The organism is Sphingomonas yabuuchiae (genome assembly GCF_001477495.1).
Lineage (GTDB): Bacteria > Pseudomonadota > Alphaproteobacteria > Sphingomonadales > Sphingomonadaceae > Sphingomonas > Sphingomonas yabuuchiae_A.
In genome coordinates this window covers 38,520-65,040 of sequence record NZ_LDTF01000004.1, presented here as the reverse complement: position 1 = coordinate 65,040, position 26,521 = coordinate 38,520, and the positions used below count along the sequence as shown (strand labels likewise).

Genomic DNA, 26,521 nt, shown 5'->3' with positions numbered 1-26,521 from the left:
CTGGGGACATGGCCGCCGACAGAGCGGCACCCGTTCCCGCGGAGACCGACATGCCGACCGAATCCGATCTGACCGGCGTCCCGCCGCAAGACCCGGCCGCCACCGAGCGCAAGAGCGATGTGACCAGTATCGGCGACCGCAAACTGAAGCCTTCCACGCTGATGATGGGTCATGGCTTCGACCCGGTACTGTCCGAGGGCTCGTTGAAGCCGCCGATCTTCCTGACCTCGACCTTCGTCTTCCCCAATGCGGCGGCGGGCAAGCGGCATTTCGAGGGCGTCACCGGCAAGCGCCCCGGCGGCGCGGACGGCCTGGTCTATTCGCGCTTCAACGGGCCGAACCAGGAAATCCTGGAGGATCGCCTGGCCATCTGGGACGAGGCGGAGGATGCCCTCACCTTCTCCAGCGGCATGGCGGCGATCGCCACCCTGTTCCTGTCGATGGTCCAGCCCGGCGACGTCATTGTCCACTCCGGCCCGCTTTATGCCGCGACCGAAACGCTGATCGGGCGCATCCTGGGCCGGTTCGGCGTCCAGTGGCTCGACTTCCCCGCCGGCGCGACGCGCGAGGAGATCGACGCGGTGCTGACCAAGGCGGCGGGTATGGGCCGCGTGCCGCTGATCTACCTCGAAAGCCCCGCCAACCCGACCAATGCGCTGGTCGATATCGAGGCGGTGGCCGCCTCGCGCGATGCGGTATTCGCCGACCATGACGCGAAGCCGCCGATCGCGATCGACAACACGTTCCTTGGCCCGCTCTGGCAGCGTCCGCTGAAGCACGGCGCGGATCTGGTCGTCTATTCGCTGACCAAATATGCGGGCGGCCATTCGGATCTGGTCGCGGGCGGCGTGCTGGGGTCGAAGGCGCACATCGCGACCATCCGCTCGATGCGCAACACCATCGGTACGATCTGCGACCCCAACACCGCCTGGATGCTGCTCCGCTCGCTGGAGACGCTGGAACTGCGCATGAGCCGGGCGGGCGAGAATGCCGCCAAGGTCTGCGCTTACTTACGCGATCATCCCAAGGTCGAGCGGGTCGGCTATCTCGGCTTTCTGGAGAGCACGCCGGGCATGGAGCGGCAGGCGGACATCTACCGTCGCCACTGCACCGGCGGCGGATCGACCTTCTCGCTGTACCTCAAGGGCGGTGAGGCGGAATCCTTCCGCTTCCTCGATGCCCTGCGCATCGCCAAGCTGGCGGTCAGCCTGGGGGGGACCGAGACTTTGGCCAGCCACCCCGCCGCCATGACGCATCTCTCGGTGCCCGACGAACGCAAGGCGGCCTTGGGCATCACCGACAATCTGGTGCGCATCTCGATCGGGGTCGAGGATGCCGACGACCTGATCGCCGATTGCGAACAGGCGCTGGCGGCGATCTGACCGGTCAGGCGGCGGCGAGCGCGGTGTAGAGCCGCGCCGTCAGCCGCCCCAGCGTGGCGCGAAACAGGGAAGGGTCGTTCAGGGCGCGGGACAGCACCACCGCGCCCTGGATGCCGCTGACCACATCCTGCGCCAGCGTGGCGGCATGATCCTCCGCCACGCCGCCGCGTACCAGGAGCGTCTGGAGCGCGGCGATCCAGCGCCGGAAATAGCCCGCGATCGGCTCGGCAAAGGGATCGCGCGTCGCGCCAAGCCCCCAGGCCCCGATCAGGCAGGCGCGCTGGCCCGAGCGGAAATAGCGGTCGACCTCGACCATCATCGCATCGATCCCGGCGCGTGGATCGTCGGCCTGCTCCAACGGCGTGAAGACCGACGCATCGAACCACGCCGCCACATCGGCGAGCACGGCGGCTGCCATCTCCTGCTTACCGCCGGGGAAGAAGTGGTAGAGGCTGCCCCGCCCCAGCCCCGTCGCGGTGCCGATCAGCGACAGGCTGGCGCCCGCATAGCCATATTCGCGAAACACCTCGGCCAGCCCGGGCAGCGCATCGGCACGCTCGGCGATCATCCGCGCCATGGTCAGAGGCCCAATTCGCTCAAAGACGCGTGATCCGCCGGGCGGGTGCCGAGCGGCCAGTGGAACAACCGTGCCTCCTCGCTGATCGCCAGATCGTTGATCGACGCGATCCGCCGCCGCATCCGGCCATCCTCGGCAAAGTCCCAATTCTCATTGCCATAGGAGCGGAACCAGCGGCCCGCCGCGTCATGCCATTCATAGGCGAAGCGTACCGCGATCCGGCTGTCCTGGTGCGCCCACAGCTCCTTGATAAGCCGATAGTCCAACTCACGCTCCCATTTGGCGCGCAGGAAGGCGACGATCGCGTCATGCCCGGCGAGGAACTGGTCGCGATTCCGCCAGGGACAGTCGGGAGTATAGGCCAACGCGACCCGCTCGGGATCGCGGCTGTTCCAGCCATCTTCGGCCGCGCGGACTTTCTGGACGGCGGTTTCGGTGGTGAACGGTGGCAGGGGTGGGCGCATAGTCACTTCCCTTTCTCGACCGGAAGGAGAACTCTTTACCGATTGGTACACGGCAAGAACAGTCCCGGCAAGCGGCAGGACGACGGGCGGGGACAAATAATCGAACTGACACCTGGCGAGGTCCATCCTCCATCGGCGCTTCATGGCCTTGATATCGCCATGGAAAAGCCGCCAGCGACCGAGTCTGGTGCCGCGCCTCTTACACAAAGGTCTTAAGGGTTCGTTTCCAGTCTGGGGCATAGCGCGAAACGATGCTCACGGCCCATCAGATCGACCTTGTTCAGGACAGCTTCGCTGCGGTTCTTCCCCTTACGGATCAGGCGGCGGCTGAATTCTATCGCCGTCTTTTCGCGCTGGCGCCCGACACCCGCCCCCTGTTCGACAACGACATGGAGGCGCAGGGACGCAAGCTGTTCCTGACATTGGCAACGGTCGTGGATGCGCTGGACCGGCTCGACACGGTTGTCCCGGTGGCACGCGAACTGGCGATTCGGCATGTCGGCTATGGGGCGAAGCCTCATCATTATGAAGCGGTCGGATCGGCGCTGATCGAAACGCTGCGTGGCGGGCTGGGCAGCGGTTTCGATCACGAGACCGAAGCCGCCTGGAACGCGGCCTATGCGATTCTGTCCGACACCATGTTGGCGGCCGCGCGCCAGACACCGCACTGATGGCGCGGCAGGCGTCGCCGGTTGCGCCGAGCCTGGATGCGCATCTGGGCAATATCGCGGACCGCCTGATCGACATTGCAGGCTGTGTCGCCTCGGAAGCGGAGGCCGCGACCGCCAGCGTCCGGGGCATGAGCGATCAGGCCGAACGTGTGGCGTCACTCGCCGCATGTTTGGAGGGCGCGGCGGGCGTCATGGCCGGAGCCGTCAAGCAACAGGCCGAAGCCCTGGCGATGGCCCGCGAGTTGCTCACCGCCAACAAGCCGGTCGTGGATACGCTGGACCAGTCGATCGGCCGTGTCGCCTCGATCAGTGCCGCCATTGCCACCATCGCACAGGAAAGCCGAATCCTAAGCCTGAATGCCCGGATCGAAGCCGCTCGGGCCGAATCGGGGTCCAGCGCCTTTACCGTCGTTGCGGCGGAAATGTCGGTGCTGGCGACCCGGACCAAGACGGCCACCGACGATATCGGGGCCAGCGCGCTGGCCATCGCGCATGATATCGGCGCGGCCGGAGATATGGTGGCGGCCTATGAGATGCTGGTCAGCGAGCAGGACGAACTGCTGGCTCGTTCGCTCGATCACGCCGCCAAGCAAAGCGATGCGGCACAGGAACTGGCGACGATCACCGCCGAGGCGGTCGGGACGATCGATCAGGCGGCCTCTGCCATCGGACGGGTTGGCGCCCATGCCGTGGCGGTCAAGCTTCTGGCCCGTCAGCTTTGCCGGTTGAGCCGTCGCGACGATCACGAGACGGACAGGTAATCCCCGAGCAAAGAGCGGCCCCCGCCCTATCGTCGCGGTTCTTCCTTACCTCCCGATAACGAAAAGGCCCGGCGTCGCATCGCTGCGACGCCGGGCCCTGACGCCCGAAAAGGGAGGCTTATTCAGCCGAGGGGGATCAGCCCTCGTTCTGCAGGTTGACCGCTGCGTACTTGCCGCGACGATCGACCTCGATCTCGAACTGCAGGCGGTCGCCTTCGTTCAGCGAGCCCATGCCGGCGCGCTCGACGGCCGAGATGTGCACGAACGCGTCGGGCTGTCCGTCGTCGCGCTGAATGAAGCCGAAGCCCTTCATCGCGTTGAAGAACTTGACCGTACCGGTCGCCTTCTCGCCGGTCAGCTGACGCTGCGGGGCGCCGCCGAAACCACCGGCCGCACCGCCGCGGGGACCGCGATCACGGTCGCCGCCGAAACCGCCTTCGCGCGGCTCGCGGGGGGCACGATCCTGGACGGGCATCGGCTCGCCTTCGATCTTCAGCTCGGTGGCCGAGATGCGGCCGCCGCGATCGACGAGGGTGAAGCCGAGCGGCTGGCCTTCGGCCAGGCCGGTCAGGCCCGCCTGCTCAACCGCCGAGATGTGGACGAACACGTCTTCGCCGCCGTCATCGCGCACGACGAAGCCGAAGCCCTTCTGCGCGTTGAAGAACTTGACCACGCCGGTGCCCTCGCCAACGACCTGGGGAGGCATGCCGCCACCACCACGACCGCCGCCGAAGCCGCCACCGCCGCCACGGAAACCACCGCCGCCGCCGCCGCCGAAGCCGCCGCGGTCACCGCCGCCGAAGCCGCCACGATCGCCACCGCCGCCGAAGCGGTCGCCGCCACCGAAACCGCCGCCGAAGCCGCCGCCACCGAAGCGGTCACCACCGCCGAAGCCGCCGCCAAAGCCGCCTTCATCGCCGCCGCCGAAATTGTCCCGCTTGTCGCGGCCACGCGAGCCGCGATTGCCCCGGCTACCTCTATCGAAACTCATAAGCCCTGTTCGTCTTCCCGGTTCGCCCGCAAATCCTGTCCTCAAGAACCGTGCGCCGGACGAAGAGCGCGGATCTTTTGGCGCCAAACCTTTTGCGCCTAGTGGGGATGCATAACGCAGAAGGACAGCCATCGCGAACGAAATCGTGCGAACCCGTCTCGCTTTGGCGCGAACGAGGCAGATTACGTCGGAATTGTGGCCGAAACTCCACAACATCTTCTGCCGAATCGGCGAATCACCTTGCCAGCGCGGCCGAGTCTTTTCTCATGGGGCTCGCCCGATCCCGGTTGAGGCTTTTCCCCGCCGCCGCTAGGGCAGGCATCATGACCGTTCACCTGCACGAAGAAGACATTCCCGCCGATCTGTTCGCCCCCGGCGCGTCGATCGCCGTCGATACCGAGACGATGGGCCTGATCACCCCGCGCGACCGGCTGTGCGTCGTCCAGCTGTCGGACGGCGGCCCGGACGAGCATCTGGTCCGCTTCGCGCCCGACAGCGACTATGCCGCGCCGAACCTCCGCGCGCTGCTCGCCGATCCGGCCCGGCTGAAGCTCTATCATTTCGGCCGGTTCGATATCGCCGCGATCCGCCATTATCTGGGCGTCGTCGCCGCCCCCGTCTATTGCACGAAGATCGCCTCGCGGCTGATCCGCACCTATACCGACCGCCACGGCCTGAAGGAGCTGGTCCGCGAACTGCTCGGCGTCGAGCTGTCCAAGGCGCAGCAGTCATCGGACTGGGGCGCGCCCGAACTGTCCGATGCCCAACGCGAATATGCCGCCTCGGACGTGCGGTACCTGCACCGCATGAAGGTCGAGCTCGACAAGCGGCTGGAGCGCGAGGGCCGGATGGAACTGGCCCAGGCCTGTTTCGATTTCCTCCCCGCCCGCGCCGAGCTGGATCTGGCGGGCTGGCCCGAGGTCGATATCTTCGCCCACGCCTGAACCATTGACGCCTGATCCGGGCACGATAGGGAGCCGTCATGTCCGAGATCGCCGACCGCGTCCGTACCCAGCGCCAGCATTGGGCCGCGCCGGGCAGCCGTCACGACCGTTTCGTGACGCTCGCGCGCTGGATGCTGCCCAGCGCGATCGGCGTGCTGACGGCGTTCCTGGTGATGGCGCCGATCTATTCGTCCAGCGAAGTGTCCTTCGTGCTCGACAAGAAGAAGGTCGAGGTCGCCAAGGAACGGATGAAGATCCAGGCGGCGCAGTATCGCGGCGTCGACGACAAGGGCCAGCCCTTCTCGCTCGATGCGGGTTCGGCGATCCAGCGCAGCTCGGCCGAGCCGGTGGTCCAACTCAACAGGCTGTCCGCCGCCATCCGCCTGTCGGACGGGCCCGCCACGGTCAGCGCCAATTCGGGGCGCTATGACATGCGCACCGAACAGGTGCAGCTGGACGGGCCGCTCGATTTCAAATCGGCGGGCGGATACGACCTGCGCACGCATGACGCGACCATCGACCTGCAACAGCGGACCCTGGTGTCGGGCGGTGCCGTGACCGGTCAGGTCCCGCAGGGCAATTTCAGTGCGAACAAGATGCGGGCGGACCTGGAAAATCGTTCCGTCCGGCTGGAAGGCAACGCCCGCTTGCGCATCGTCCCGTAAAGCCCGAAATAGCCGCTCATGCACAAGCTCTTCGCCGCTGCGGCTCCGGCCCTTCTCGTCCTGGCAGTGTCCGCGGCCGCGCAGGTCAAGCACAACAGCCGCGCGCCCATCGATTTCGGCGCCGACGTCATCGAGTTGCAGGACAAGCAGAACCGCGCCGTCCTGTCGGGCAACGTCTCGCTGCGCCAGGCGGAGATGACGCTGACGGCGGCGCGGATGACGGTATTCTATACCGGCCAGGTGCTGGGCGGAAAGCCGCAGGTGTCGCGCTTCGACGCTTCGGGCGGTGTCGTCGTCAAGCGGCCCGACCAGACGGCGCGCAGCAACTATGCGATCTACGACCTCAACCGGCGGGTCATCACCATGCTGGGCAACGTCACGCTGACCCAGGGGGGCAATACGGTGAATGGCGGGCGGCTGACGCTGAACCTCGACACCGGCCGCGCGGTCATCGACGGGTCGTCGGTGGCGGGTGGCGCTTCGTCGGGCAATGGCGGCACGGTCAGCCGCGCGCCGTCGGGCCGGGTCACGGGCACCTTCTCGGTCCCCGATCGCAACTGAGGCGTGACGCGGGTGCCTGCCCCGCGCTAACGTCCGACCAGCTAAGGAAAGAAACGGGCCGATGGACATGGAAACCCCGATTCGCGAGGCAAGTCATCGCACCGCCCCCGTGTCGGAGCCGCCGGTCGCCAACGGCCTGCAGGTCGTGTCGATCGCCAAGAGCTATGACAAGCGCGTCGTCCTGACCGACGTGTCGGTGTCGGTCGGGCGGGGCGAGGTGATCGGCCTGCTCGGCCCCAACGGCGCGGGCAAGACGACCTGCTTCTATTCGGTCATGGGACTGGTGAAGCCCGATTCGGGCCGCATCATGCTGGACGGCGAGGATATCACGGGGCTTCCCATGTATCGCCGCGCGATCCTGGGCCTGGGCTATCTGCCGCAGGAGACCTCGATCTTTCGCGGGCTGTCGATCGAGAAGAACATCCTGACCGTGCTCGAGCTGGCCGAGCCCGACCCGGCCGAGCGCGCGCGCAAGCTCGACAAGCTGCTCGAGGAATTCGGCCTGACCCGCCTGCGCGCCGCGCCCGCCATGGCGCTGTCGGGCGGCGAGCGCCGCCGCGCCGAGATCGCGCGCGCGCTGGCCGCCGATCCGTCGATCATGCTGCTCGACGAACCGTTCGCGGGCATCGACCCCATCTCGATCGCCGATATCCGCGATCTGGTGAAGGACCTGAAGCGGCGCGATATCGGCGTGCTGATCACCGACCATAATGTCCGCGAGACGCTGGACATCGTCGACCGGGCCTACATCATCTATGACGGGCGCGTGCTGTTCAGCGGATCGCCGGAGGAACTGGTCGCCGACGCCAATGTCCGCCGCCTGTATCTGGGCGAGGGCTTTTCGCTCTGACCGCATGAGAGCCGCCCGTCGATCCGCACCTGATGGCATGACCGGCGCGGCGGACGGCGCCCCCTATCCTCCCCGGTACGGGGAGGGGGACCATGCGAAGCATATTGGAGGGGGCGCTCCACATGGGGTGTCCTATGGGGAAGCCCCCCTCCGTCAGCGCATTCGCGCTGCCACCTCCCCGTGCCGGGGAGGAATGGTGCCGTGAGCCTCGCGCCGCGTCTCGACATCCGCCAGTCGCAATCGCTGGTGATGACGCCGCAGCTTCAGCAGGCGATCAAGCTGCTGACGCTGTCGAATCTGGAGGTCGAGGCGTTCATCGCCGAGGAGGTGGAGAAGAACCCCCTGCTCGACGCCAGCGCGGTGCGCGAAGTGGCAACCCCTGAGCGCCCCGAGCGGGAGGCCCCTGCCGGGGCCGACGAACTGGTCGCGGGGACGGCCCCCTCGGAAGACCGGGGCCTCGACCTGGATTATGCGACCGAAAGCCATCAGCAGGACAGTGTCGCCGATGGCGGCACGGGGCCGGACGGCGGCCTGTCGCTGAACGGGACGGCGGGCAGCGGGGGTTCGATCGACGCAGACGGGCTCGACTGGGATTCGCTGGCCGACGATGCCCCCAGCCTGGCCGAGCATCTGGAGGCGCAGGTGGCGCTGATCCTGTCCGGCACCGACCTGACCATCGCCGCGCATATCATCGACCAGCTGGACGAGGCGGGCTATCTGACCGTCCCGCTGGAGGAGATCGCCGGGCGGCTGGGGATCCCCCTCCCCCACGTCGAATCGGTGCTGACGGTGGTACAAAGCCTCGACCCGACCGGCGTCGGCGCGCGCGATCTGGCCGAATGCCTGGCGCTACAAGCGCGCGAGGTAGACCGCTACGACCCGTGCATGGCGAAGCTGATCGCCAATCTCGACCTGCTGGCGCGCGGCGAACTGGTCCGGTTGAAGCGCATCTGTGGTGTCGATGACGAGGACATGGCCGACATGATCCGCGAGTTGCGCGGCTATGATCCCAAGCCTGGCTGTCGCTATGGCGGCGAGCCTTCTCAGGCGGTGGTGCCCGACCTGTTCGTGACCCGGACCAAGCATGGCTGGGGTATCGAGCTGAACACCGCCACCCTGCCCCGCGTGCTGGTCAACCGCCGTTATTATCAGGAACTGCGCCACGGCCCGCAGGACAAGGGGTCCAAGGCATGGCTCGCCGACTGCCTCGCCAGCGCCAATTGGCTGATGAAGGCGCTTGACCAGCGACAGCGGACGATCATCCGCGTCGCGACCGAGATCGTGAAGCAGCAAGAGGCGTTCTTCCTCCACGGCGTCGCGCATCTGAAGCCGCTGACGCTGGCCCGCGTCGCCGAGGCGATCGGGATGCATGAATCGACCGTCAGCCGCGTGACGAGCAACAAATATCTGAGCTGCGCGCGCGGGCTGTTCGAGCTCAAATTCTTCTTCACCAGCGGCATCGCGGCGGCGGATGGTGGCGATGCGGTGTCGGCGGAGGCGGTGAAGAGCGCGATCAAGACGCTGATCGCGAACGAAGGCGCCAAGATCCTGTCGGACGACACGCTGGTCGAACTGCTCCAGGCCAAGGGTTTCGATATCGCCCGGCGAACGGTCGCCAAATATCGCGAATCGCTCGGTATCGGCAGCTCGGTCCAGCGTCGTCGCGCCCGCGCCCTGGCGGGGTGATATTGCCCGCCGCTTGAACACCGCGCCACGTGTATTACATCAAGCATACACGAGATTGCGAGGCCAGGCCGATGGGCAAGAAGAAGCATAAGAAGAAGCAGAAAAAGGCCAAGCTGGACGAACAGCCGGGCACGTCCTCGGGTCCCTCGTCCCTGCACCGGATCGGTCAGGCACTGCTCGATCAGGCTCGCAGTCCAGCCGGGCGGCAATTGCTCGCCACCGGACTGATCGTCGCAGCCTCGGCACTGGCGCGCGAGACGACGAAGCGGCCGACGGAAGGCGCGGCACCATCCCCCGAGCCGACCCGGACCGAAGCGTCCGATCCGCCGCATGAGGGCGGAACGACGAAGTCGGGCATGTCCGAGGTCGTTGCCTTTGCTGGCATGGCGCTGTCGGCGCTGGACCAGTTCATCCACCGCCCGTCGTCCGACAACAAAGGCTGAACCGGCTTTTCGGGGCGGGAGGGCTCGTGGGGTCTCTCCCGTCTTCTTTTGGATGACTTGGTCATCAGGTTCGGCCCTGGCCTTCGACTTCGCTCAGGCTGAACGGGGTTATGTAATCCGAACCATTCTTCGCTCCGTCCAGCCTAAGCGAAGTCGAAGGTCACGCCCAATCCTCGGACGATGATCGAAAAGGCCACCCGACAGCGAAGGTCAAACGGGGGGAGCGACCCGGTCGCTCGACCCCCGGCACCGACGCGCGATGCCGGTTTTTCCGGCGGCTTCCACTCCTGCTTATAACTATCGTTGAAGCGCGGCGATGGGTCAGCCTAGGCCGATGTGCGGCGGAAGCAAGACAAAAAAAGGGCCGATCGTGAGACCGGCCCGTAAGTTTTTTAGGAGAGGATGCCTGAAAGGCCCGCTCTCTATGCCGAGCCCGGACGATTTACACAAATGCAACCTCATTAATTTTGGTTGCATATTGTGCATTCACGTGTCGGAGACAAACGGTTTGAAGGCCTCCGCCCCGCGATCCCCTTTTGATCGAAATCAGAATGTTGCCGTGGTTTATATCCCGCCTGACCGGGTTCTCTTTTACCGATCTTTGCCTGATTTTCGCGGCTGATCGAGTCCATTCATGAGCATTACGCAAATATAAAATCGGTCATAAACCATCTAAATTCGATCCGATGCTGCTTCGGACGGTTGACCTTCTGTGATTGACGGTTAGGTCACACGGAAACAACAGGAGCGTATCATGGCCGACGACCCTATCGATGTGAATGCCGTAGAACTGGCAACTGAGCTGACCATTGCGTGGTTGGGAAATCCCAATACCCGCACTTCGTCGGAAGAGGTTCCGGCTTTCCTCCACAAGATGCACGAGACCGTGTCTTCGCTTCTGGGCAGCGCACCGCAGGCGACCGATGTCGAAGCGCCGACCGAATATGTTCCGGCCGTGTCGGTTCGCAAGTCGCTGGCGTCGAAGGATCACATCGTCTCGATGATCGACGGCAAGCCCTACAAGACGCTGCGTCGTCATCTGGCCACCCATGGCCTGACGCCCGAAGAATATCGTGAGCGTTACGGCCTGAAGCCCGACTATCCGATGGTCGCCGAGAGCTATTCGGAAAGCCGTCGCGCGATGGCCAAGAAGATCGGCCTGGGCCGCAAGCCTGGTCCGCGCAACGCTGCGGCCGCCCCCGCCCCGCGCAAGTCGCGCAAGAGCGAAGCCGCCGACGCCGAGTAATCGCGTCGCGATCGAATGACGAATAACCCGCCCGGCTGCCCATGCTTGTCTCCCGAAGCATGGATGGCCGGGCGGGTTTTCTTTTGGGGCACTGCGCCTGTCCTTGCGCACACGCATAGTAGTTAATGCGGCAGCGCCCATCGGTGATGACGGGACATGACCGATGTCCCGCCCGGCCCCGTCGTTACTGAAACAGTCCGCCCCCTGCCTGGGGCCAACCGTCATGTCGGCAAAGCCGTGACCCTCGAACCGCTGTCCGCCGGGCACGTTGCCGATCTGTGGGACACGGCGCAGGGCGCGGACCGATCATGGGCCTATCTGAAATACGGGCCATTCCCGACCACGCAGGACCTCGCGGCGCATGTCGCACGGATCAGCGACCTGGAGCAGCAGCCATTCTTCGCCGTCATTCCCGCGACCAGCGGCAAGGCCGAAGGCTGGGCCTCGTTCTGCGACATAGCCCCGCACGATGCCGCGTTGGAGATCGGAAGCATCTAGTTTTCACCCCGGCTACAACGCACCCGCGCCGCCACCGAATCGATCTTCCTGATGATGCGGCATGCCTTTGCGATCGGCTATCATCGGGTTGTCTGGCGTTGCAACGCGCTTAACGACGCATCCCGGCGCGCTGCGGGCCGGTTCGGCTTCACCTATGAAGGGACGTGGCGGGGTGACGGCATCGTCAAGGGACGCCGCCGCGACACCGCCTGGTTCTCGATCCTGGACCATGAGTGGCCAGCCCAACAGGCCCGGTTCGAAGCGTGGCTAGACGACCGCAACTTCGACGCAGATGGCCGGGCCTTCAAGCCCTTATGTCCGGGCGATTGAGGGCGCAAATCCCGCCCCCGCGCCCTACTGCCCGAACATGCCCTTGCGATAGAGCAGCGTGATCGCCACGCGACGGTTGCGCGGGTCGGAGGGGTTGCCCGCGATCATCGGTTCGCGGTCGGCCACGCCCTCGATCCGCTCGAACCGCGATTCGGGCAGCCCACCGGCGGCCAGGCGGCGGCGGGTCGACTCGGCGCGGCTGGACGAGAGCAGCCAGTTGTTCATCGCCCGCGGATCGCCATAAGGCACGCTGTCGGTGTGGCCGCGGATCATGATCGTGTTGGGCACGTCGGCGACCGTCTTCGCGATGGTGCCGATCAGGTCGGACGCCGCCGGAGTCAGGTTCGTGGTGCCGGTCGCGAACATCGAATAATCGGCATTGTCGACCAGATCGATGCGCAGGCCGTCATCGGTCGGGATGAAGCGCACCTGCTGCGCCAGCTTCTTGAGCTGGGGGGTGATCTCCATCTTCTTCAGGAGTTCGCGCTTGATCGCGTCGAAGGTCTTCTGGTCCTGCGCCTTGGCGTTGGGATTGCGCAGCGAGCCCTTGTCGCCGGTTCCGGCCTTGTCGCCGCCGCCCTCCGACGCCTTGGGCACGATCAGCTGGATACGCCCGGTGATCCCGCTCTGCTGGCGACCCGCGCCCGGCCCGCCGTTCAGCACCCCGCCGCCGATGCCCGTCGACTTGGTGTCGATCAGCGTCGGCGCGAAATAGTCGGCGATGCCCTTGCGCTGTTTCTCGGTGGTCGCACCCAGCAGCCAGAGCAGCAGGAAGAACGCCATCATCGCCGTCACGAAGTCGGCATAGGCCACCTTCCACGCGCCGCCATGATGCCCGCCATGACCATCGGCGATGATCTTCTTGACGATGACGATCTTGGGCGGCTCGTTCTTGCCATGCGGGGCGCGGGCCATGGCTTACTTGCCCCGCAGGCCGTCGAACACCTCGGCGAAGCCGGGCTGGTCCTTGTGCTTGATGCCCGAGCGCGCCGCCTCGATGACCAGCGGCTGCGGATGGCCGTGGAGCGAGGCGATGATGATCTGCTTGACCACGTGATAGATGGCGGCATCGGCGTCGATGACCTGCTTCAGGCGCCCCGCAAAGGGGTTGACGATGCCATAGGCCAGCAACACGCCCATGAAGGTGCCGACCAGCGCCGAGCCGATCATCCCGCCGAGCACGCTCGGCGGCTTGTCGATCGAGCCCATGGTCTTCACGATGCCGAGCACGGCCGCGACGATGCCCAGCGCGGGCAGCGAGTCGGCCAGGCTCTGTAGCGTGCCCTGCGGCCCCTCGACCTCGTGGTGATGGGTCTTGATCGCATTGTCCATGACCTCTTCGACCGCGTGCACGTCGAGCGTGCCCGACGACACCACGACCAGGCGCAGCGTGTCGGCGATCAGGTTCACCAGGGTGTGGTCGGCGACGAGCCGGGGATATTCGGCGAAGACCGAGGAGGACTTGGGGTCCTCGACATGCGGCTCCAGCGCGATCGGGCCCTCGGTGCGCAGCATCTTCATCAGCTTCGAGACGAGGAAGATGACGTCGAGATAGTCCTGCTTCTTGTATTTCGGGCCCTTGAAGATCTTGCCCATCGCCCCGCCCAGCGCCTTCAGCTCGGCACCGCTGTTGCCGATGACGAGCGCACCGACGGCCGCGCCGCCGATGATGAGCATTTCGTGCGGGATCGCCTCGAACACGGGGCCGAGCTTGCCGCCGGTGATGGCGAAACCGCCGAACACCATGCCGAGCAGGATGACTAGGCCGATGGCAGGAAACATGGTGAACCGATTCTCCCGAAGACCGGCCGCAGTGCCCGTCAGATCACCGGCCTAGCCTGGCAAGGTCAAAATACAGTTACCGGGCCGGTGCCCGGCCGCGGTCATTTCAGATAATCGAACAGCGACAGGCTGCTCAGCTTGGTGAAGCTGGCCTGGGTCGCCTGCAGCACGGTCATCGTCTGTTGCAGCTTCGTAATGGTCTCGACCGGATCGACATCCTCGACGCTGGAGCGCAGCTGCGCCCGGTCGGTGCTGGCGGCCTGTTGCAGCCCCTGCTGCAGCTCGACGCGGGCCTCGCGCGCGCCGACCGAGGCCTGCACGCTCGCGACATTGTCGTTGGCGGCCTTCAGCTTGTCCATCGCGTCCTTGACCGTCGCGCTGGCATCGCCGCCCGACTTCAGCGCGGTGACGAGCGTGTTGAGGACGTTCAGCGTATCATCGTTCGCCCCCGCCTGGAACACGCGGTCGGCGCTGACCGAGACGTCGACGCTCTGGCCGTCGGCGATCGGGATGTCGGACACATTGGCCTGCGAATAGGCGTAGCGGCCATTGACCATCGTCACCGCATCGGTGCCCGCCGCCGCGCCGAACAGCGGCAGCCCACGCGTGTCCTTGGAATTGGCAAGGCCGACCAGCGCGTCGCGGATCGAGGCGATCTGATCGCCCACGCTGGAACGATTGGACGCATTCAGCGTGCCGTTCGCCGCCTGGGTCGCCAGTTCCAGCGCTTTCTGCACCTGCTTGCCGATCTGGCCCAGCGTCGTGTCCGCCTGTTGCAGCAACGAGCCCGCCAGCGTCAGATTGGTCTTGTAGACCGCATCGTCGGCATCGCGGCGGTCGAATTCGGCGACCTGGGCGGCGGCGGCGGCGTCGTCCGACGGGTTGTTCAGCTTCTTGCCGGTCGAGATCTGGACCTGCAATGCATTCGCCTTGCCGGTCAAATCGGTCATCCGTCGCGCGGCGGAGTCATAGAAGAAGCTGGTGGAAATCTGCATGACCGTTACCGCAGCTCGAGAATGGATTGGAAGGTTTCGCGCGCCGCCTGGATCACCCGGCTGGTCGCCGAATAGGCCTGCTGAAAGCGCATCAGCGTCACCGCCTCCGAATCGAGCGTGACGCCCGAGGCCGCCGACAGCGAGGCCTTGGCCCCGTCGCGGATCGCGGACTGCGCATCGGCGACGGTCTGGCGCTGCTTCAGCGTGGTCGCGTTGTCGGTGACGATCTGGGTCAGCTTGCCTTCGAACCCGACCGATCCGCGCACGCTTTCCAGCGCGGCCAGATTGTCGGCATTGCGCGAACCCTGATTGCCCTTGGCCGCCGCGATCTTCGACCCGTCGGTCAGCAACAGGCTCATCTGCGCGGTGCCCGCCTTCAGGCCGAACATCGCCGTGCCGGTTGCGCCGGCCAGGTCCTGGCCGCCGGCCTGAAGGCCGTTGACCGTGTCGACGAAGCTCTTGGCGAGCTGGTTGAAGGAACCGCGGGCCACGTTGATCCGCTCGGCCCCGTCCAGCATCCCGGCTATCGCGCCGCCGGTGGGCACGAAATCGCTGATCTGCCCGTTCAGGGCGACCTGGAAGGATACGCTGCCATCGGCGCCGCGCTGATAGGTGACGGCCCCGGTGGTGTCGGTCCCCGCCAGGATCGGCCCGGCCCGATCGCCGAGTCGCACCGTTGCGCGACCGAGTTCGTCGGTCGTGCTGGTGATGTCGGACAACGCGCTCATCTGAGTCAGGATCTGGTCCCGCTGGTCGGCCAGCTGCGCCGCCGCCGCGGAGCCCGGCTGAGTCCGGCCCAGCCCGTCATTGACGCGGACCAGCGAGGTGGCGAGCGAGGACAGGTCGCGGGCCGCCTGCCGTGCCTGACCATCGAAATCGGCGTCGATCTGGCCGAAGGCCGAGTCGGTCGCGGTGAACGCCGTCGCGGTCGAACGCGCGGTTTCCAGCATCGTGGCGCGCAGCGCGGGCGAAGTGGGCTCGGCCGACAGGGTGCGCGCGGCGGTGAAGAAGGCGGTGAGGCGCGTCTGGACCTGATCGCCGGTCATCGCGCCTTCGATCCGGTTCAGCCAGGTCACGCCCGTCGTGGTGCGCGACAGGTCGGCGGTGGCCGAGCGGACCGCGGCGCTGGCATAGACGTCGGTGGCGCGCGCAATGCCCAGCACCATGACGCCCGAGCCCGCAGTGACCTTGTTCGCCGCCAGGCCGGCGGCGGGCGAGATCTCCTGCATCGTGACCGACCGGCGCGAATAGCCGTCCGTTCCGACATTGGCGATATTCTCACCAACGGCGGTCAGCGCGGTTTGATATGCGCGGACGCCCGAAGCGCCGATAGAGAGCAGGTCGCTCATGGTTACTGCGCTACGTTATGTCTGGTTAACGACAGGTTGAGATTTCGCCAGGAAGGCGGTCACGGCCTTGCCGATGCCGAGCGGCGCCTGGGTGGCCATCGTCTGGGCAACCTGTTGGTCCTGCATGTCCCGGAACGTGTCCAGCGCCTTGGAGTCGAACATGGTCTCGCTCAACTTGGTCTGGCGCATCGCCTTCAGCATCATGCCGGTGAAGATCGCCTCGAACTGGGTGCCCGCCTTGTCCAAATTCGCGCCGTTCGACAGGCGGCGGGTGTCGGTGGACACCGTGCCCGCGATCGCGGAGGCCGCCGTGACGGGCGTGGTGGGTGCAATGCTCTGGGTCACAGGACGATCAACTCCGCCTTGAGCGCGCCGGCTTCCTTCAGCGCTTCGAGAATGGCGACCAGGTCGGACGGGGCCGCACCGATCGCGTTCACCGCCTTCACCACGTCGGCCAGCTTGGGACCGGGGGCCAGGACGAACATCGGACGACGCTCTTCCTCGACCGAGACGCCGGACTTCTGCGTCACCGCCGTCTGGCCACCGCTGAGCGGGCCGGGCTGGCTGACGCGCTGATTCTCGTCGATCTTCACGGTCAGCTTGCCATGGGTGACCGCCGCCGGACCGACCCGGACCGCCGAATTGATGACGACAGTACCCGTGCGGGCGTTCACGATGACCTTGGCGGGGGGCTCGGCCGAGGTGACGTTCAGATTCTCGATCTCGGACATCAGCGTGGCGCGGACATCGGCGCCCATCGGCGCGCGGACCGCGACCGACACGGCGTCCATCGCCTGCGCGGTGCCCATGCCCAGCCGCGAGTTGATCGCCTGGGCGACATTCTGCGCAGTGGTGAAGTCGGCGCGGGCCAGGTTGAAAGTCAGGCTGGGCGCGGTGTCGAAGCCGGTGGCGACCGCCCGCTCGACCGTCGCCCCTTCGGGAATGCGGCCGACCGAGGGAATGTTGACGACGATCTTGGATCCGTCGGCGCCTTCGGCCCCCAGACCGCCGACCGCCAGATTCCCCTGCGCCATCGCGTAGATCTGGCCGTCCGCACCCTGAAGCGGGGTGAGGATCAGGCTGCCGCCACGAAGCGACTTGGCCTTGCCCATCGAGGCGACGGTGATGTCCAGCTTCTGGCCCGGCTTGGCGAAGGGCGGCAGCTCGGCCGTGACCATCACCACCGCGGCATTCTTCATGCCCGGATTGGCGGTCGGCGGCAGTTGCAGCCCGAAGCGCGAGACCACCGCCTTCAGCGACTGGACGGTATATTCCAGATTGTCGTCGCCCGTGCCCGGCAGACCGACGACGACGCCGTATCCGGTCAGCTGGTTGGTACGGATGCCCTGGAACCCGCCCAGATCCTTGATCCGGTCGGCCGAGGCTGGCCCCGCGATCGCGAAGGTGGCGAGGAGCATGAAGAAGAAGCGGAAAAGCATGGGATGCGGCCTCAGAACGGGCTGACGGCTTGAAAGAAGCGGCTCAGCCAGCCCTGACGGCTGGCGCGGGCGACGTCGCCCTTGCCGGTATAGGCGATCTGCGCATCGGCGACGCGGGTCGACTCGACGCGGTTGTCGATGCCGACATCGGCCATGCGGACCAGCCCCTTGATCTGGATGAACTCGTCCCCGCGGTTCAGCGTCACGCGCTTCTGCCCCTGGACCAGCATCGTGCCGTTGGGAAACACCTGCGCCACGGTCACGGTGATCTCGCCCGACAGCGAGTTGGACTGGTCGGCCGCGCCCGATCCGTTGAAGTTGCGGCTGCCGCTCATGCCGATATCGGTCGACTTGATCAGCTTGCCCAGCGGGCCGGTGGTCGGCGGGGCCAGGCCCAGATCGCCCTTGGAACCGAGCTTGGAGTTGGCCGACTTGGACGCCGCCGTCCGCTCGACCAGCACGATGGTCAGCGGATCGCCGACCTTGCGCGCGCGCCACCCTTCGTACAGCGCGGCATAGCCGTCCGACACCTGGAAGATGCCGCCATTGGGCTGGACGGGCTGCGCGACCGGCTGCATCGGCATCGGGGCCGGACGCACCGTCGAGAAATCCTCGGCAGGCTTCTTGCGACCGAACAGGCTGGCATGGGCGGGCGCGGGGATCAGCGCGACGGCGACCATGGTGCCCGCCGCCGCCGACAGCGCCAGCTCGGTCCAATAGTCGAAACGCAGGGTGGGGAAGCGCAGGGTCATGGTCACAGATTCTGGTTCGCGTACTGCAGCATCTCGTCGGTCGACTTGATCATCTTCGAGTTGACCTCATAGGCGCGCTGGGTCTCGATCATGTCGACCAGCTCCTCGACGACGTTGACGTTCGAGCCTTCGAGCATGCCCTGACGGATCTGGCCACGCCCTTCGAGACCCGCGACACCCATGTTCGCGGCGCCCGAGGCGGCGGTTTCGGTCAGGTAATTGTCGCCCTTGGACTGGAGCCCGGCCGAGTTGGGGAAGCTGGCGATCTGGATCTGGCCGATCTCGGCCGCCGCGGTCTGGCCCGGCAGGGTCGCCGAGACGGTGCCGTCGGTGCCGATCGTGATCTGGGTCGTGCCCTCGGGGATGGTGATGCCCGGCATCACCTGATACCCCTCGGCGGTGACCAGCTGCCCCTCGGCCGAGCGCGAGAAATTGCCCGCGCGCGTATAGCCGAGCGTGCCGCCGGGCAACTGCACCTGGAAATAACCGTCACCGTCCAGCGCCATGTCGAGGCTGTTGTTGGTGGTCTGCATCGACCCCTGGGTATTGATGCGCGCGGTCCCCTGGATCCGCACGCCGGTGCCCAGGTTCAGGCCGGTCGCATATTTGCTCTCGGTCGAGCTGGCCGCGCCGGGCGCGGTGATCGTCTGATAGGCCAGCGTCTCGAACGCGGCGCGATCGCGCTTGAACCCGGTCGTGTTGACGTTGGCCAGGTTGTTCGAGATGACCCGCATACGCATATCCTGGGCATCGAGCCCGGTGCGCGCGACGTGCAAAGCGGCGGAAGACATGTCTCTTTAATCCTCAGCTCGGCAGACGCATCAGCGATGCGCTGTTCTCATCCAACGACTTGGCCTCTTTCATGAGGTTGGCCTGAACCTCGTAGCTGCGCTGGTTCTCGATCATGTCGACCAGCGTCTGGGTCATGTTGACGTTCGACCCTTCCAGTGCGCCCGACTGGACGGTGGCGTCCATGTCCTGCGGCATCGCCCCGCCGCCCTTGACGCGCAGCAGGTTGTCGAGCCCCTTCACCGTCTGCGTGCCGCGCGTGTCGGCCAGCTTGATGCGGTCGATCACCTGGGGCTGGGTATCCGGCCCGGCGCCCAGGGGAATGATCGACAGCGTACCGTCGGGGGCGACGGTCATCGAATTGTACGGCGGCACCGTGACCGGGCCGTTCTGGCCGATCACCGGATATCCGTCGCCGGTCTGCAACACGCCCGAGGCCGTGACCTCCAGGTCGCCGCGACGGGTATAGGCTTCGGTCCCGTCCGGGGCCTGCACCGCCAGCCACGCGCTGGACGTCGCGATCGCCACGTCCAGTGCGTTGCCGGTATGCTGGATCGTGCCCGGCTGACGATCGGCGTCGGTCACTTCCTCGGCGGTCGGCATCCGCGCCTCGAACGCCGCGCCGCCACCCTTCAGGTCGATGCGGTCGAACACGACGCGGTCGGCGCGGAACCCGATCGTCGAGGCATTGGCCATGTTGTTGGCGATCGCGGTCTGCGCCGCCATATGCGCGCGCATGCCCGTCGATGCCGTATAGACCAGCTTGTCCATCGCGGTTCCCCGTTAGCCCCCGGCGTTCGCTTAGCTGCGGATGTTGAAGATGGTCTGCGAGATCTGGCTCGACGTATCGAGCGCCTTCGCATTCGCCTGGAAGTTGCGCTGCGCCGCGATCAGCTGGACCAGTTCCTCGGTGATGTCGACGTTCGACCCCTCAATGGTGCTCGACCGGATCGCGCCGAACGCGCCCTGGTTGGCGGTGCCGAACTTGGCCGCGCCGGACTTGCCGGTCGCTTCCCAATAGCTGTTCCCCTCCTGGCGCAGGCCCGGCATGTTGACGAAGGTCGCCACCGCGACCTTGCCCAGCGCCGCGGTCTCGCCGTTCGAGAAGGAGGCGGTGACCAGGCCGTCGTCGCCGACCGACACACCCGACAACAGGCCCACCGACTTGCCGTCCTGGGTGCGCGAGGCGACCGAGAAGATCGAACCCGACTGCGACGAGCCGGTATAGTCGATCGACAGCGGCTGCGAGACGATCGAGGTGCGCGGGGTGAAATTGTCGTACTTGGTCACCCCGACCGGTGCCTTCAGGCTGCCGCCCGAATCGAACGTCATCTTGATCGGGTCCTTCGACCCGCCATTGGTCGTCATCTGCTGATCGCCGACGAAGCTGTAGACCAGCCAGCTGCTGCTGCCGTCCGCAGGCTGGATCGCATTGCCATTGGCATCGACCGGTAGCGGCGCGCGGACATAGTAATTGGTCAGCGTCATGGCATTGCCGGTCGTGTCGTAGATCTTGGTCTGGGTCGTGTTGTTGTACGTGCCCATGTTGGTGCGGTCGAAGGCGGCGGTCGGTGCGACGGCGGTGCTCGACAGGTTGATGGCCATCGACACCTTCTTGGTGGCGACCGGGGTGCCGCTGGTCGTCGGCAGCTGCAGGCTGGTCAGGCCGTCGTTGCCGAACGAGGTGACGTTGCCGTCCTTGTCGACCGGGAACACCTGGACGCGGTTGCCCTGCGTGTCGGTGACGTAATTGTTCGTGTCGACCTGGAACGAGCCGTTGCGCGTATATTGGAGCGTACCGGCGGTGCCGCCCGCCTGCACCGTGAAGAAGCCGTCGCCCGAAATGGCGAGGTCGAGCGCGTTGGAGGTGCTGGTGTAATTGCCCTCCTTGAACTCCTGTCGGTTGGCCTTGACCACGGTGCCCGAGCCGACCTGCTTGAACGGGTCGGTCGAGAAATTGGCGGCCATCACGTCGGCGAACTCGGCGCGGCTCTTCTTGAAGCCGTTGGTGCCGACGTTCGCGAGGTTGTGCGAGATGACCGACATGTCGGTCTGCGAGGCCTGAAGGCCGCTGAGCGAGGTGTAGAAGGACATGGGCTATCTTCCTGGTGCGTGAAGGGGGATCAGCCGACGGCGCGGACGGCGGAAATCTGGACCTGGCCCAGACCGGCGACGGTCAGGACCGGCGAGCCGGTGGAGGGCAGCGAGACGGACTGGACCGGCGCCCAGACCAGCGAGCGGCTGACGACGGCGGCGTTGCCGTTGTTGGCGGACACCGAGATGGTGAAGGGGCCCGATCCGGCGCTCTTGCCGTCGGCGGTCTTGCCGTCCCAGTCATAGCTGGCCGTGCCCGCCTTCTGCGCGCCGAGCGACAGCGACTTGACGACCCCGCCACTGGCATCGGAGATCGTCACCGTCACGTCCGACGCCGCGGCGTCCAGTTCGACCTGACCCGCCAGCCCGCCGCTGGTGCGGCCATAGGCGGTCGTGCCCTGGGTCAGGACGGTCTTGCCGACATAGTTTATCGCGGCGGCGGGCGTGGTCCCGCTCAGCTTGTTCGCGAGCGATGTCAGCGTGGTGTTCATCTCGGAGATGCCCGCCACGCTGGAAAACTGCGCCATCTGGGCGACCATCTGGGTATTGTCCATCGGCGCGAACGGGTCCTGATTCTTGAGCTGCGCGGTCAGCAGCTTCAGGAAGTCGGCCTGGCCGAGCGTCGTCTTCTTGGCCGAGGCAGCGGCCGTGGTGCCGGTGGTCGCACCTCCGGCGCGCGTAATGCCCAGGCTGTCGAGCGTCGAGTCCATCACATCGGATGCCATGATCAGCGTCCCAGCTTGAGGGTATCGAGGATCAGCGACTTGGCCGTCTGCATCACTTCGACATTGTTCTGATAGGTGCGCGAGGTCTCCATCATGTCGACCAGCTCGCGGGTTTCGTCGACCGCCGCCTCGAAGACGTTGCCGTCCTTGTCGGCGAGCGGATTGTTGGGATCGTGGCGCTTGGTGGGGTCCTCGCCCGCCGTCACGATCTTCTCGACATCGACGGTGGACAGGCCGGTCGCGGCGTCGAAGCTGGTGCGGAACACCGGCTTCATCGTCTTGTACGCGGTGTCGACCGACCCGGCGATGCCACCGGCATTGGCCAGGTTCGACGCGGTGGTGTTCATCCGCACCAGCTGCGCCGACATGGCGCGACCGGCGACCTGGAAGATGGAAAGCGGTCCGTTCGGCATCGCTTATTCGCCCTTCAGCGCGCGGGTGATGGTGGAGATGCGACCGTTCAGGAACGACAGCGTCGTCTGATACTGGACCGCATTCTCGGCGAAGGCGGTCTGTTCCTGGTTGAGTTCGACGGTGTTGCCGTCGAGCGAGGTCTGGATCGGCACGCGGTACTTCATCGCGTCCGCAATGCCCCGACCCTGATCCTGACCGCCCTCGACCGAGGCGAGCGCCGCCTTGAAATCGATGTCGCGGGCCTTGAAGCCCGGGGTGGAGGCGTTGGCGATGTTCGACGCCAGCACACCCATGCGCTGCGCCCGCACCTCCAGTGCGGCACCGTGCACTCCGAAAAGCGTTTCTGCGGCCATCGTTCAACCTCCTTTCCCACGCGGGACTTCGCGATGGCCGGACCCTCGCAATGACCGTGCCAAGTGCTTGAACAGAAGGGCGGCAGGGCGGCGGCAGGCCTGGCCCGGCAAGCCGCTGCCGGTTTTTGCCGGTCGGCGGCAACCAGGCGGCAGCGCTCCCGGCAAGCGCCCTGCACGCCCTTCCCGTGCGCGAATTGGCCCAGTCTTTGCGTGAGTGCGCGCATGACTGCATTTCCTCCGCTTCATCAGTTCTTCGACGCCGCGGCGCTCGCCATCGTGCTGGGCGGAACGCTGATCGCGACGCTGCTGCGCACGCCCTGGCGCGATGCCGGACGGGCGATGCGCGCACTCGCGGTATTGCCGCGACGCCCCTTCTCCGCCGATCCCCTGGTCGAGCAGATCGCACACCTGTCGCGCATGGCGAAGCGCCAGGGTGTCCTGGCGCTCGACCGCTCGGTCATCACCGATCCCGACATGGCCGAGGCGGTCGCCGCCATCGTCGACGGCGAAGGGGCCGAGGCCGTGGCCGCCCGCCTGAACCTCGCGCGCGCGGCGCGGGTCGAGCGGCATGTGGCGACCGCCGATGTCTGGACGGGCGCCGCCGAGATCGCGCCCGCCATGGGCATGGTCGGCACGCTGATCGGCCTGGCGGCCATGTTCGCGACGATGAACGATCCGCAGCGGATCGGCGGCGCCATGGCGATCGCGCTGCTCGCCACGCTCTATGGTGCGCTGTTCGCCAATCTGGTCGCGCAGCCGATCGCGATGCGCCTGCGTCGCGCGGCGCGGATCGAGGCGTTCGAGCGGACCCGGATCGTCACGCCGCTGGCCGCCCTGGCCGCGCGCGAGGCCCCGCGCCCGTCGCGCGGGGGCACGGGTCCCGACCCCAAGTCCGGTCCGAAGTCCGGCCCCAATCTGGTCAGTGTCGCATGACCGAGCCGTTTTTTCCCGAAACGCCGCCCGCGCGGCCGATCTGGCTGATCACGCTGGCCGACCTCGCGCTGTTGCTGGTCGGCTTCCTCGTTCTGGTCCAGGCTACGGGTGCGGAGCGACGCCCTGCCCTCCTCAACGGCCTGCGCGCGCAGTTCGGCAGCAGCGACCATGTCGACCAGGCGCTGCGGGCGCCCCCTGCCCCGCCGCCCGCCATGCCGGTCGCCACCGCCGCGCTGAACTTCGCCGCCGGGTCCGCCGTGCCGGTCGAGCCCGACGCGCTGTTCGTCCCCTGGGCGCGCGAGGCGCTGGCCGATCCGCGCGTCCGCCTGTCCATCGTCGGCTCGACCGACGGCAGCGCCGCCGATGTCGATCCCGTCACCCATAGCGCGGTCGTGCTGGCCGCCGATCGCGCCCGTACCGCGGCCGCGCTGATCGGCCCCGCCGCCGCCGACCGCCTGATCCTGTCCACCGCCGGAAAGCCGGGCCCTCGCGTCGCGATGGTCACCCTGGTCTTTGCCGGTGAACCTTTACGGAGACCCTCACGATGATCCTGTCCCTGCTCCTGGCCGGTGCCGCCGGTTTCCAGGATGTCGCCGCGCTCGACGCCGCCGTCACCGCCTTTACCGGCCGTCCGGTCGGGGTGGAGGGCGGCCCCCGCTCGACGATCGACAATCGGCTGAAGCTGGCCCAGTGCCCGACCGTCGCCCTGTCCTGGCGCACGGAGGCGCATGACGCGGTGGTCGTCACCTGCTCCAGCCCGCAATGGCGCATCTTCGTGCCGGTGCTCTCCGCCCCCAGGCCCGCGCCGGAAGCGCGTGTCATTCCCGCCGTGGCGGTCAAGGCCGAACCCGTCATCAAGCGCGGCGACCCGGTCGTGATCGAAGCGGGATCGGACGGCTTTTCCATTACGCGAGAAGGGGTTGCCATGGCCGACGCGGCCCCCGGCGGACATTTCCCGGTGCGCATCGAATCCGCCCGCCAGCCGATCCAGGCCGTGGCCCTGGCCAGCGGTCGCGCCACCCTGCCCGGCTGGTCGGAATGAGGGACGCGGGCGCGGCGGAAAACGGGGAAAAAGCGTAAATTCGCGCTAAAGAATCCCCGGCCCCGGCCGTTATACCCCATGTCAGCGGAACCAGAGGGTGCGGGCATGGTGGAAGTAACAAGGCTGAGTGCCGGGGAAGCGAGGGTCGGGCGGGTCGCCGCCGTGACGCGTCCCAACGCGCTCGCTGGTGCCGCCAGCCCCGAACAGCCCCCGGTCAAGGCGAACGACACGAGCGGCGTCAGCAACCTGGCCCGCACCCTGGCTGCGCAGCCGCCGGTCGACATGGACCGGGTCGCCCAGATCAAGAAGGCCATCGCCAATGGCGATTTTCCGATCCTGCCGGCGACCATCGCCGACCAGATGATTGCGCTGAAGCTGGACTGGAATGGTAAATGACACGCCGTGACGCCCTGATCCGGGTCATCGAGGCCCTCCACCGCGAAATCGCGGCGCTGAAGGTCAACGACGTGGCCGCGCTGGAACGCGCGACGATCGAGAAGCTGGCCGCGATCGAGGAGGTCGCCGCGCTCGGCACCGGTCCCGCAGGCCCCGAGCTGCGCGAGCTGGCCGACGAGGCCAACCGCCTGAACGAGACCTGCCGCATCTACGTCAACCTGATGGCGGCCAATGTGCGCCGCCGCCTGCAGACGCTGACCGGCGACTCCGGCATGGGCTATCGCCCCGCCATGCGCGCCTATGCCTGATTGCCGCTTGCCGGGCGGCAACGGGTTGCCGCTTTGCCGGATCGGCGGCGGCAGACCCGGCGGGGAAATCGGCGGCCTAAGATAAGTTTAGCGAACAAGAGCCCGGTTTTCCGGGCTTTTTTATTGCCCCCCGCCCCTTCATGTCGCACCCCTGACGACATCGTCAGGAATTGGCACGTCCCTTGCTGAGTAAGGCCCGAACAAGGGCTTTTTACCGCAGCATGACCGTCCAACCCGTCTCCCACGCCAGAATCCAATCGGCCATCGCGCTGGCATCCAGCCGCACGGGTGTCGATTTCGGCTATCTGCTCGGCCAGGCGAAGCTGGAGTCCGGCCTGAACGCCAATGCCCGCGCGGGCACCTCCTCCGCCTCGGGGCTTTATCAGTTCGTCGAGCAGAGCTGGCTGGCGGTCGTGAAGAAGCACGGCGCGGAACATGGCCTGGGCTGGGCCGCCGATGCGATCGGCCAGTCGGGCGGACGCTATTATGTGTCGGGCGGCGCGCGCTCGGCGGTGATGGGCTTGCGCAACGATCCGACCGCCGCCTCGCTGATGGCCGCCGAACACGCCTCGGACAACAAGTCCGCGCTGGAATCGGCGCTGGGCCGCGAGGCGGGCGGCACCGACCTGTACATGGCGCACTTCCTGGGTCTGGGCGGCGCGACCAAGTTCCTGGGCACCATGGCCGGCAACCCGCAGGCCAGCGGCGCCGCGCTGTTCCCTGCCGCCGCGCGGGCCAACCGTTCGGTCTTCTACGCCGCGAACGGCCAGCCGCGCTCGCTCTCGGAAATCTACGACCGCTTCTCCGCCAAGCTGGCCGGCACCAAGGCCGACAGCGACGAGACGCGCGCCGCCAATCTGCAATTCGCGGCCCAGGCGCTCGCGCTCCAGGGCATGAACGGCGACGCGACCGTCGTCACCGGCAACAACGAAAGCGCCGCCGATGCGATCGCCTGGGCCAACAGCACCATGAACCAGCTGGGGATGCGCGGTGCGACCACGACCGGCGACAGCGTGCTGCGGCCCAAGCCCGATCATGCGCGCCTCGCCTATATGATGCTCGCACGGATGGGTGGCTAAGC

33 protein-coding genes and 1 pseudogene are annotated in these 26,521 nt (G+C 66.7%); 18 read left to right on the top strand and 16 right to left on the bottom strand.

Annotated elements, in window-relative coordinates; genetic code table 11:
- Positions 1–50: 50 nt before the first annotated feature.
- On the top strand, positions 51–1,382 hold the full coding sequence (locus tag NS355_RS00705) for a cystathionine gamma-synthase family protein (protein ID WP_058743959.1): 1,332 nt from the start codon (positions 51–53) through the stop codon (positions 1,380–1,382).
- A gap of 4 nt (positions 1,383–1,386) precedes the next feature.
- Here the strand turns inward: NS355_RS00705 and NS355_RS00700 are convergent, their stop codons facing one another.
- Both NS355_RS00700 and NS355_RS00695 read right to left on the bottom strand, forming a co-directional pair.
- On the bottom strand, positions 1,387–1,959 hold the full coding sequence (locus NS355_RS00700; protein WP_058743895.1) for a TetR/AcrR family transcriptional regulator: 573 nt from the start codon (positions 1,957–1,959) through the stop codon (positions 1,387–1,389).
- 2 nt (positions 1,960–1,961) lie between these two features.
- Positions 1,962–2,423 carry a DUF1348 family protein gene (locus tag NS355_RS00695; RefSeq protein WP_058743894.1) on the bottom strand — a complete coding sequence of 154 codons (462 nt, stop codon included), beginning with the start codon at positions 2,421–2,423 and terminating at the stop codon, positions 1,962–1,964.
- A 251-nt stretch (positions 2,424–2,674) separates the two neighbouring features.
- Between NS355_RS00695 and NS355_RS00690 the strand changes: the two genes are divergently transcribed.
- Both NS355_RS00690 and NS355_RS00685 read left to right on the top strand, forming a co-directional pair.
- On the top strand, positions 2,675–3,094 hold the full coding sequence (locus NS355_RS00690) for a globin family protein (RefSeq protein WP_058743893.1): 420 nt from the start codon (positions 2,675–2,677) through the stop codon (positions 3,092–3,094).
- Entirely contained in the window at positions 3,094–3,855 is a 762-nt protein-coding gene (locus NS355_RS00685; RefSeq protein ID WP_058743892.1) for a methyl-accepting chemotaxis protein, read from the top strand. The genes NS355_RS00690 and NS355_RS00685 overlap by 1 nt, the downstream gene beginning before the upstream one ends.
- A gap of 136 nt (positions 3,856–3,991) precedes the next feature.
- On the opposite strand, the gene NS355_RS19360 is transcribed toward NS355_RS00685, so the two are convergent.
- The gene (locus NS355_RS19360) at positions 3,992–4,846 is read right to left on the bottom strand and encodes a cold-shock protein (RefSeq protein WP_058743891.1); all 855 of its coding nucleotides are present in this window, start codon (positions 4,844–4,846) and stop codon (positions 3,992–3,994) included.
- A gap of 323 nt (positions 4,847–5,169) precedes the next feature.
- Here NS355_RS19360 and NS355_RS00675 point away from each other — a divergent pair, with 323 nt between their 5' ends.
- The 9 genes and pseudogenes from NS355_RS00675 to NS355_RS19180 form a co-directional block, all read left to right on the top strand.
- Positions 5,170–5,790, top strand: a complete 621-nt coding sequence (locus tag NS355_RS00675; RefSeq protein ID WP_042487278.1) for a ribonuclease D — start codon at positions 5,170–5,172, stop codon at positions 5,788–5,790.
- A 38-nt stretch (positions 5,791–5,828) separates the two neighbouring features.
- Entirely contained in the window at positions 5,829–6,455 is a 627-nt protein-coding gene (lptC, locus tag NS355_RS00670; protein WP_058743890.1) for an LPS export ABC transporter periplasmic protein LptC, read from the top strand.
- A gap of 18 nt (positions 6,456–6,473) precedes the next feature.
- Positions 6,474–7,016: an LptA/OstA family protein gene (locus NS355_RS00665; RefSeq protein ID WP_058743889.1), complete on the top strand. Its 543-nt coding sequence runs from the start codon at positions 6,474–6,476 to the stop codon at positions 7,014–7,016.
- Between the two features lie 67 nt (positions 7,017–7,083).
- Entirely contained in the window at positions 7,084–7,866 is a 783-nt protein-coding gene (gene lptB, locus NS355_RS00660) for an LPS export ABC transporter ATP-binding protein (protein ID WP_430726985.1), read from the top strand.
- Positions 7,867–8,067: 201 nt separating this feature from the next.
- Positions 8,068–9,552 (top strand): RNA polymerase factor sigma-54, encoded by a 1,485-nt coding sequence (gene rpoN / locus NS355_RS00655; RefSeq protein ID WP_058743887.1) that lies wholly within the window; start codon positions 8,068–8,070, stop codon positions 9,550–9,552.
- Positions 9,553–9,623: 71 nt separating this feature from the next.
- A complete protein-coding gene (locus NS355_RS00650; protein ID WP_058743886.1) occupies positions 9,624–9,995 on the top strand; it encodes a hypothetical protein in 372 nt (123 codons plus the stop codon).
- A 754-nt stretch (positions 9,996–10,749) separates the two neighbouring features.
- On the top strand, positions 10,750–11,241 hold the full coding sequence (locus tag NS355_RS00645; protein ID WP_056432212.1) for a MucR family transcriptional regulator: 492 nt from the start codon (positions 10,750–10,752) through the stop codon (positions 11,239–11,241).
- A 237-nt stretch (positions 11,242–11,478) separates the two neighbouring features.
- Complete coding sequence (locus NS355_RS19185; RefSeq protein WP_209445001.1) at positions 11,479–11,739, top strand: GNAT family N-acetyltransferase; 261 nt, start codon at positions 11,479–11,481, stop codon at positions 11,737–11,739.
- 24 nt (positions 11,740–11,763) lie between these two features.
- Positions 11,764–12,069, top strand: a pseudogene (locus tag NS355_RS19180) (GNAT family N-acetyltransferase); the annotation flags it as partial.
- A gap of 24 nt (positions 12,070–12,093) precedes the next feature.
- On the opposite strand, the gene NS355_RS00635 reads toward NS355_RS19180, so the two are convergent.
- The 13 genes from NS355_RS00635 to flgB all read right to left on the bottom strand — a co-directional run bounded on the left by NS355_RS00635 (position 12,094) and on the right by flgB (position 22,761).
- The gene (locus NS355_RS00635) at positions 12,094–12,984 is read right to left on the bottom strand and encodes a flagellar motor protein MotB (RefSeq protein ID WP_058743885.1); all 891 of its coding nucleotides are present in this window, start codon (positions 12,982–12,984) and stop codon (positions 12,094–12,096) included.
- Positions 12,985–12,987: 3 nt separating this feature from the next.
- On the bottom strand, positions 12,988–13,851 hold the full coding sequence (motA, locus tag NS355_RS00630; RefSeq protein ID WP_042487297.1) for a flagellar motor stator protein MotA: 864 nt from the start codon (positions 13,849–13,851) through the stop codon (positions 12,988–12,990).
- A 101-nt stretch (positions 13,852–13,952) separates the two neighbouring features.
- Positions 13,953–14,846, bottom strand: a complete 894-nt coding sequence (gene flgL / locus NS355_RS00625) for a flagellar hook-associated protein FlgL (protein ID WP_058743884.1) — start codon at positions 14,844–14,846, stop codon at positions 13,953–13,955.
- A gap of 5 nt (positions 14,847–14,851) precedes the next feature.
- Positions 14,852–16,195, bottom strand: coding sequence for a flagellar hook-associated protein FlgK (gene flgK / locus NS355_RS00620; RefSeq protein WP_058743883.1), 1,344 nt, complete (start codon positions 16,193–16,195; stop codon positions 14,852–14,854).
- 15 nt (positions 16,196–16,210) lie between these two features.
- Complete coding sequence (locus tag NS355_RS00615) at positions 16,211–16,540, bottom strand: rod-binding protein (protein ID WP_084787413.1); 330 nt, start codon at positions 16,538–16,540, stop codon at positions 16,211–16,213.
- Positions 16,537–17,634 carry a flagellar basal body P-ring protein FlgI gene (locus tag NS355_RS00610; protein ID WP_058743882.1) on the bottom strand — a complete coding sequence of 366 codons (1,098 nt, stop codon included), beginning with the start codon at positions 17,632–17,634 and terminating at the stop codon, positions 16,537–16,539. The genes NS355_RS00615 and NS355_RS00610 overlap by 4 nt, the downstream gene beginning before the upstream one ends.
- Positions 17,635–17,645: 11 nt before the next feature.
- The gene (locus NS355_RS00605; protein ID WP_058743957.1) at positions 17,646–18,314 is read right to left on the bottom strand and encodes a flagellar basal body L-ring protein FlgH; all 669 of its coding nucleotides are present in this window, start codon (positions 18,312–18,314) and stop codon (positions 17,646–17,648) included.
- Positions 18,315–18,388: 74 nt separating this feature from the next.
- The gene (gene flgG, locus NS355_RS00600) at positions 18,389–19,177 is read right to left on the bottom strand and encodes a flagellar basal-body rod protein FlgG (RefSeq protein WP_058743881.1); all 789 of its coding nucleotides are present in this window, start codon (positions 19,175–19,177) and stop codon (positions 18,389–18,391) included.
- A gap of 13 nt (positions 19,178–19,190) precedes the next feature.
- Positions 19,191–19,946: a flagellar basal body rod protein FlgF gene (locus tag NS355_RS00595; protein ID WP_058743880.1), complete on the bottom strand. Its 756-nt coding sequence runs from the start codon at positions 19,944–19,946 to the stop codon at positions 19,191–19,193.
- Positions 19,947–19,976: 30 nt separating this feature from the next.
- Positions 19,977–21,269: a flagellar hook protein FlgE gene (locus NS355_RS00590; RefSeq protein WP_058743879.1), complete on the bottom strand. Its 1,293-nt coding sequence runs from the start codon at positions 21,267–21,269 to the stop codon at positions 19,977–19,979.
- Between the two features lie 29 nt (positions 21,270–21,298).
- On the bottom strand, positions 21,299–21,994 hold the full coding sequence (locus NS355_RS00585) for a flagellar hook assembly protein FlgD (protein ID WP_058743878.1): 696 nt from the start codon (positions 21,992–21,994) through the stop codon (positions 21,299–21,301).
- 2 nt (positions 21,995–21,996) lie between these two features.
- Positions 21,997–22,407, bottom strand: coding sequence for a flagellar basal body rod protein FlgC (gene flgC, locus NS355_RS00580; RefSeq protein ID WP_056432238.1), 411 nt, complete (start codon positions 22,405–22,407; stop codon positions 21,997–21,999).
- Between the two features lie 3 nt (positions 22,408–22,410).
- Positions 22,411–22,761, bottom strand: coding sequence for a flagellar basal body rod protein FlgB (gene flgB, locus NS355_RS00575; RefSeq protein WP_058743877.1), 351 nt, complete (start codon positions 22,759–22,761; stop codon positions 22,411–22,413).
- Positions 22,762–22,983: 222 nt separating this feature from the next.
- On the opposite strand from flgB, the gene NS355_RS00570 reads away from it, so the two are divergent.
- From NS355_RS00570 to NS355_RS00545, 6 genes are all read left to right on the top strand, one after another.
- Entirely contained in the window at positions 22,984–23,694 is a 711-nt protein-coding gene (locus NS355_RS00570) for a motility protein A (protein WP_058743876.1), read from the top strand.
- Entirely contained in the window at positions 23,691–24,242 is a 552-nt protein-coding gene (locus NS355_RS00565; RefSeq protein ID WP_244489502.1) for a hypothetical protein, read from the top strand. Before NS355_RS00570 ends, NS355_RS00565 begins: the two co-directional genes overlap by 4 nt.
- Entirely contained in the window at positions 24,239–24,736 is a 498-nt protein-coding gene (locus NS355_RS00560; protein ID WP_058743875.1) for a flagella basal body P-ring formation protein FlgA, read from the top strand. Before NS355_RS00565 ends, NS355_RS00560 begins: the two co-directional genes overlap by 4 nt.
- A 105-nt stretch (positions 24,737–24,841) precedes the next feature.
- Positions 24,842–25,132, top strand: a complete 291-nt coding sequence (flgM, locus tag NS355_RS18035; RefSeq protein ID WP_084787411.1) for a flagellar biosynthesis anti-sigma factor FlgM — start codon at positions 24,842–24,844, stop codon at positions 25,130–25,132.
- Positions 25,129–25,440, top strand: coding sequence for a hypothetical protein (locus NS355_RS00550; RefSeq protein ID WP_058743874.1), 312 nt, complete (start codon positions 25,129–25,131; stop codon positions 25,438–25,440). The genes flgM and NS355_RS00550 overlap by 4 nt, the downstream gene beginning before the upstream one ends.
- 221 nt (positions 25,441–25,661) lie before the next feature.
- Positions 25,662–26,519 carry a hypothetical protein gene (locus tag NS355_RS00545; protein WP_058743873.1) on the top strand — a complete coding sequence of 286 codons (858 nt, stop codon included), beginning with the start codon at positions 25,662–25,664 and terminating at the stop codon, positions 26,517–26,519.
- The last annotated feature ends 2 nt before the right edge of the window (positions 26,520–26,521 follow it).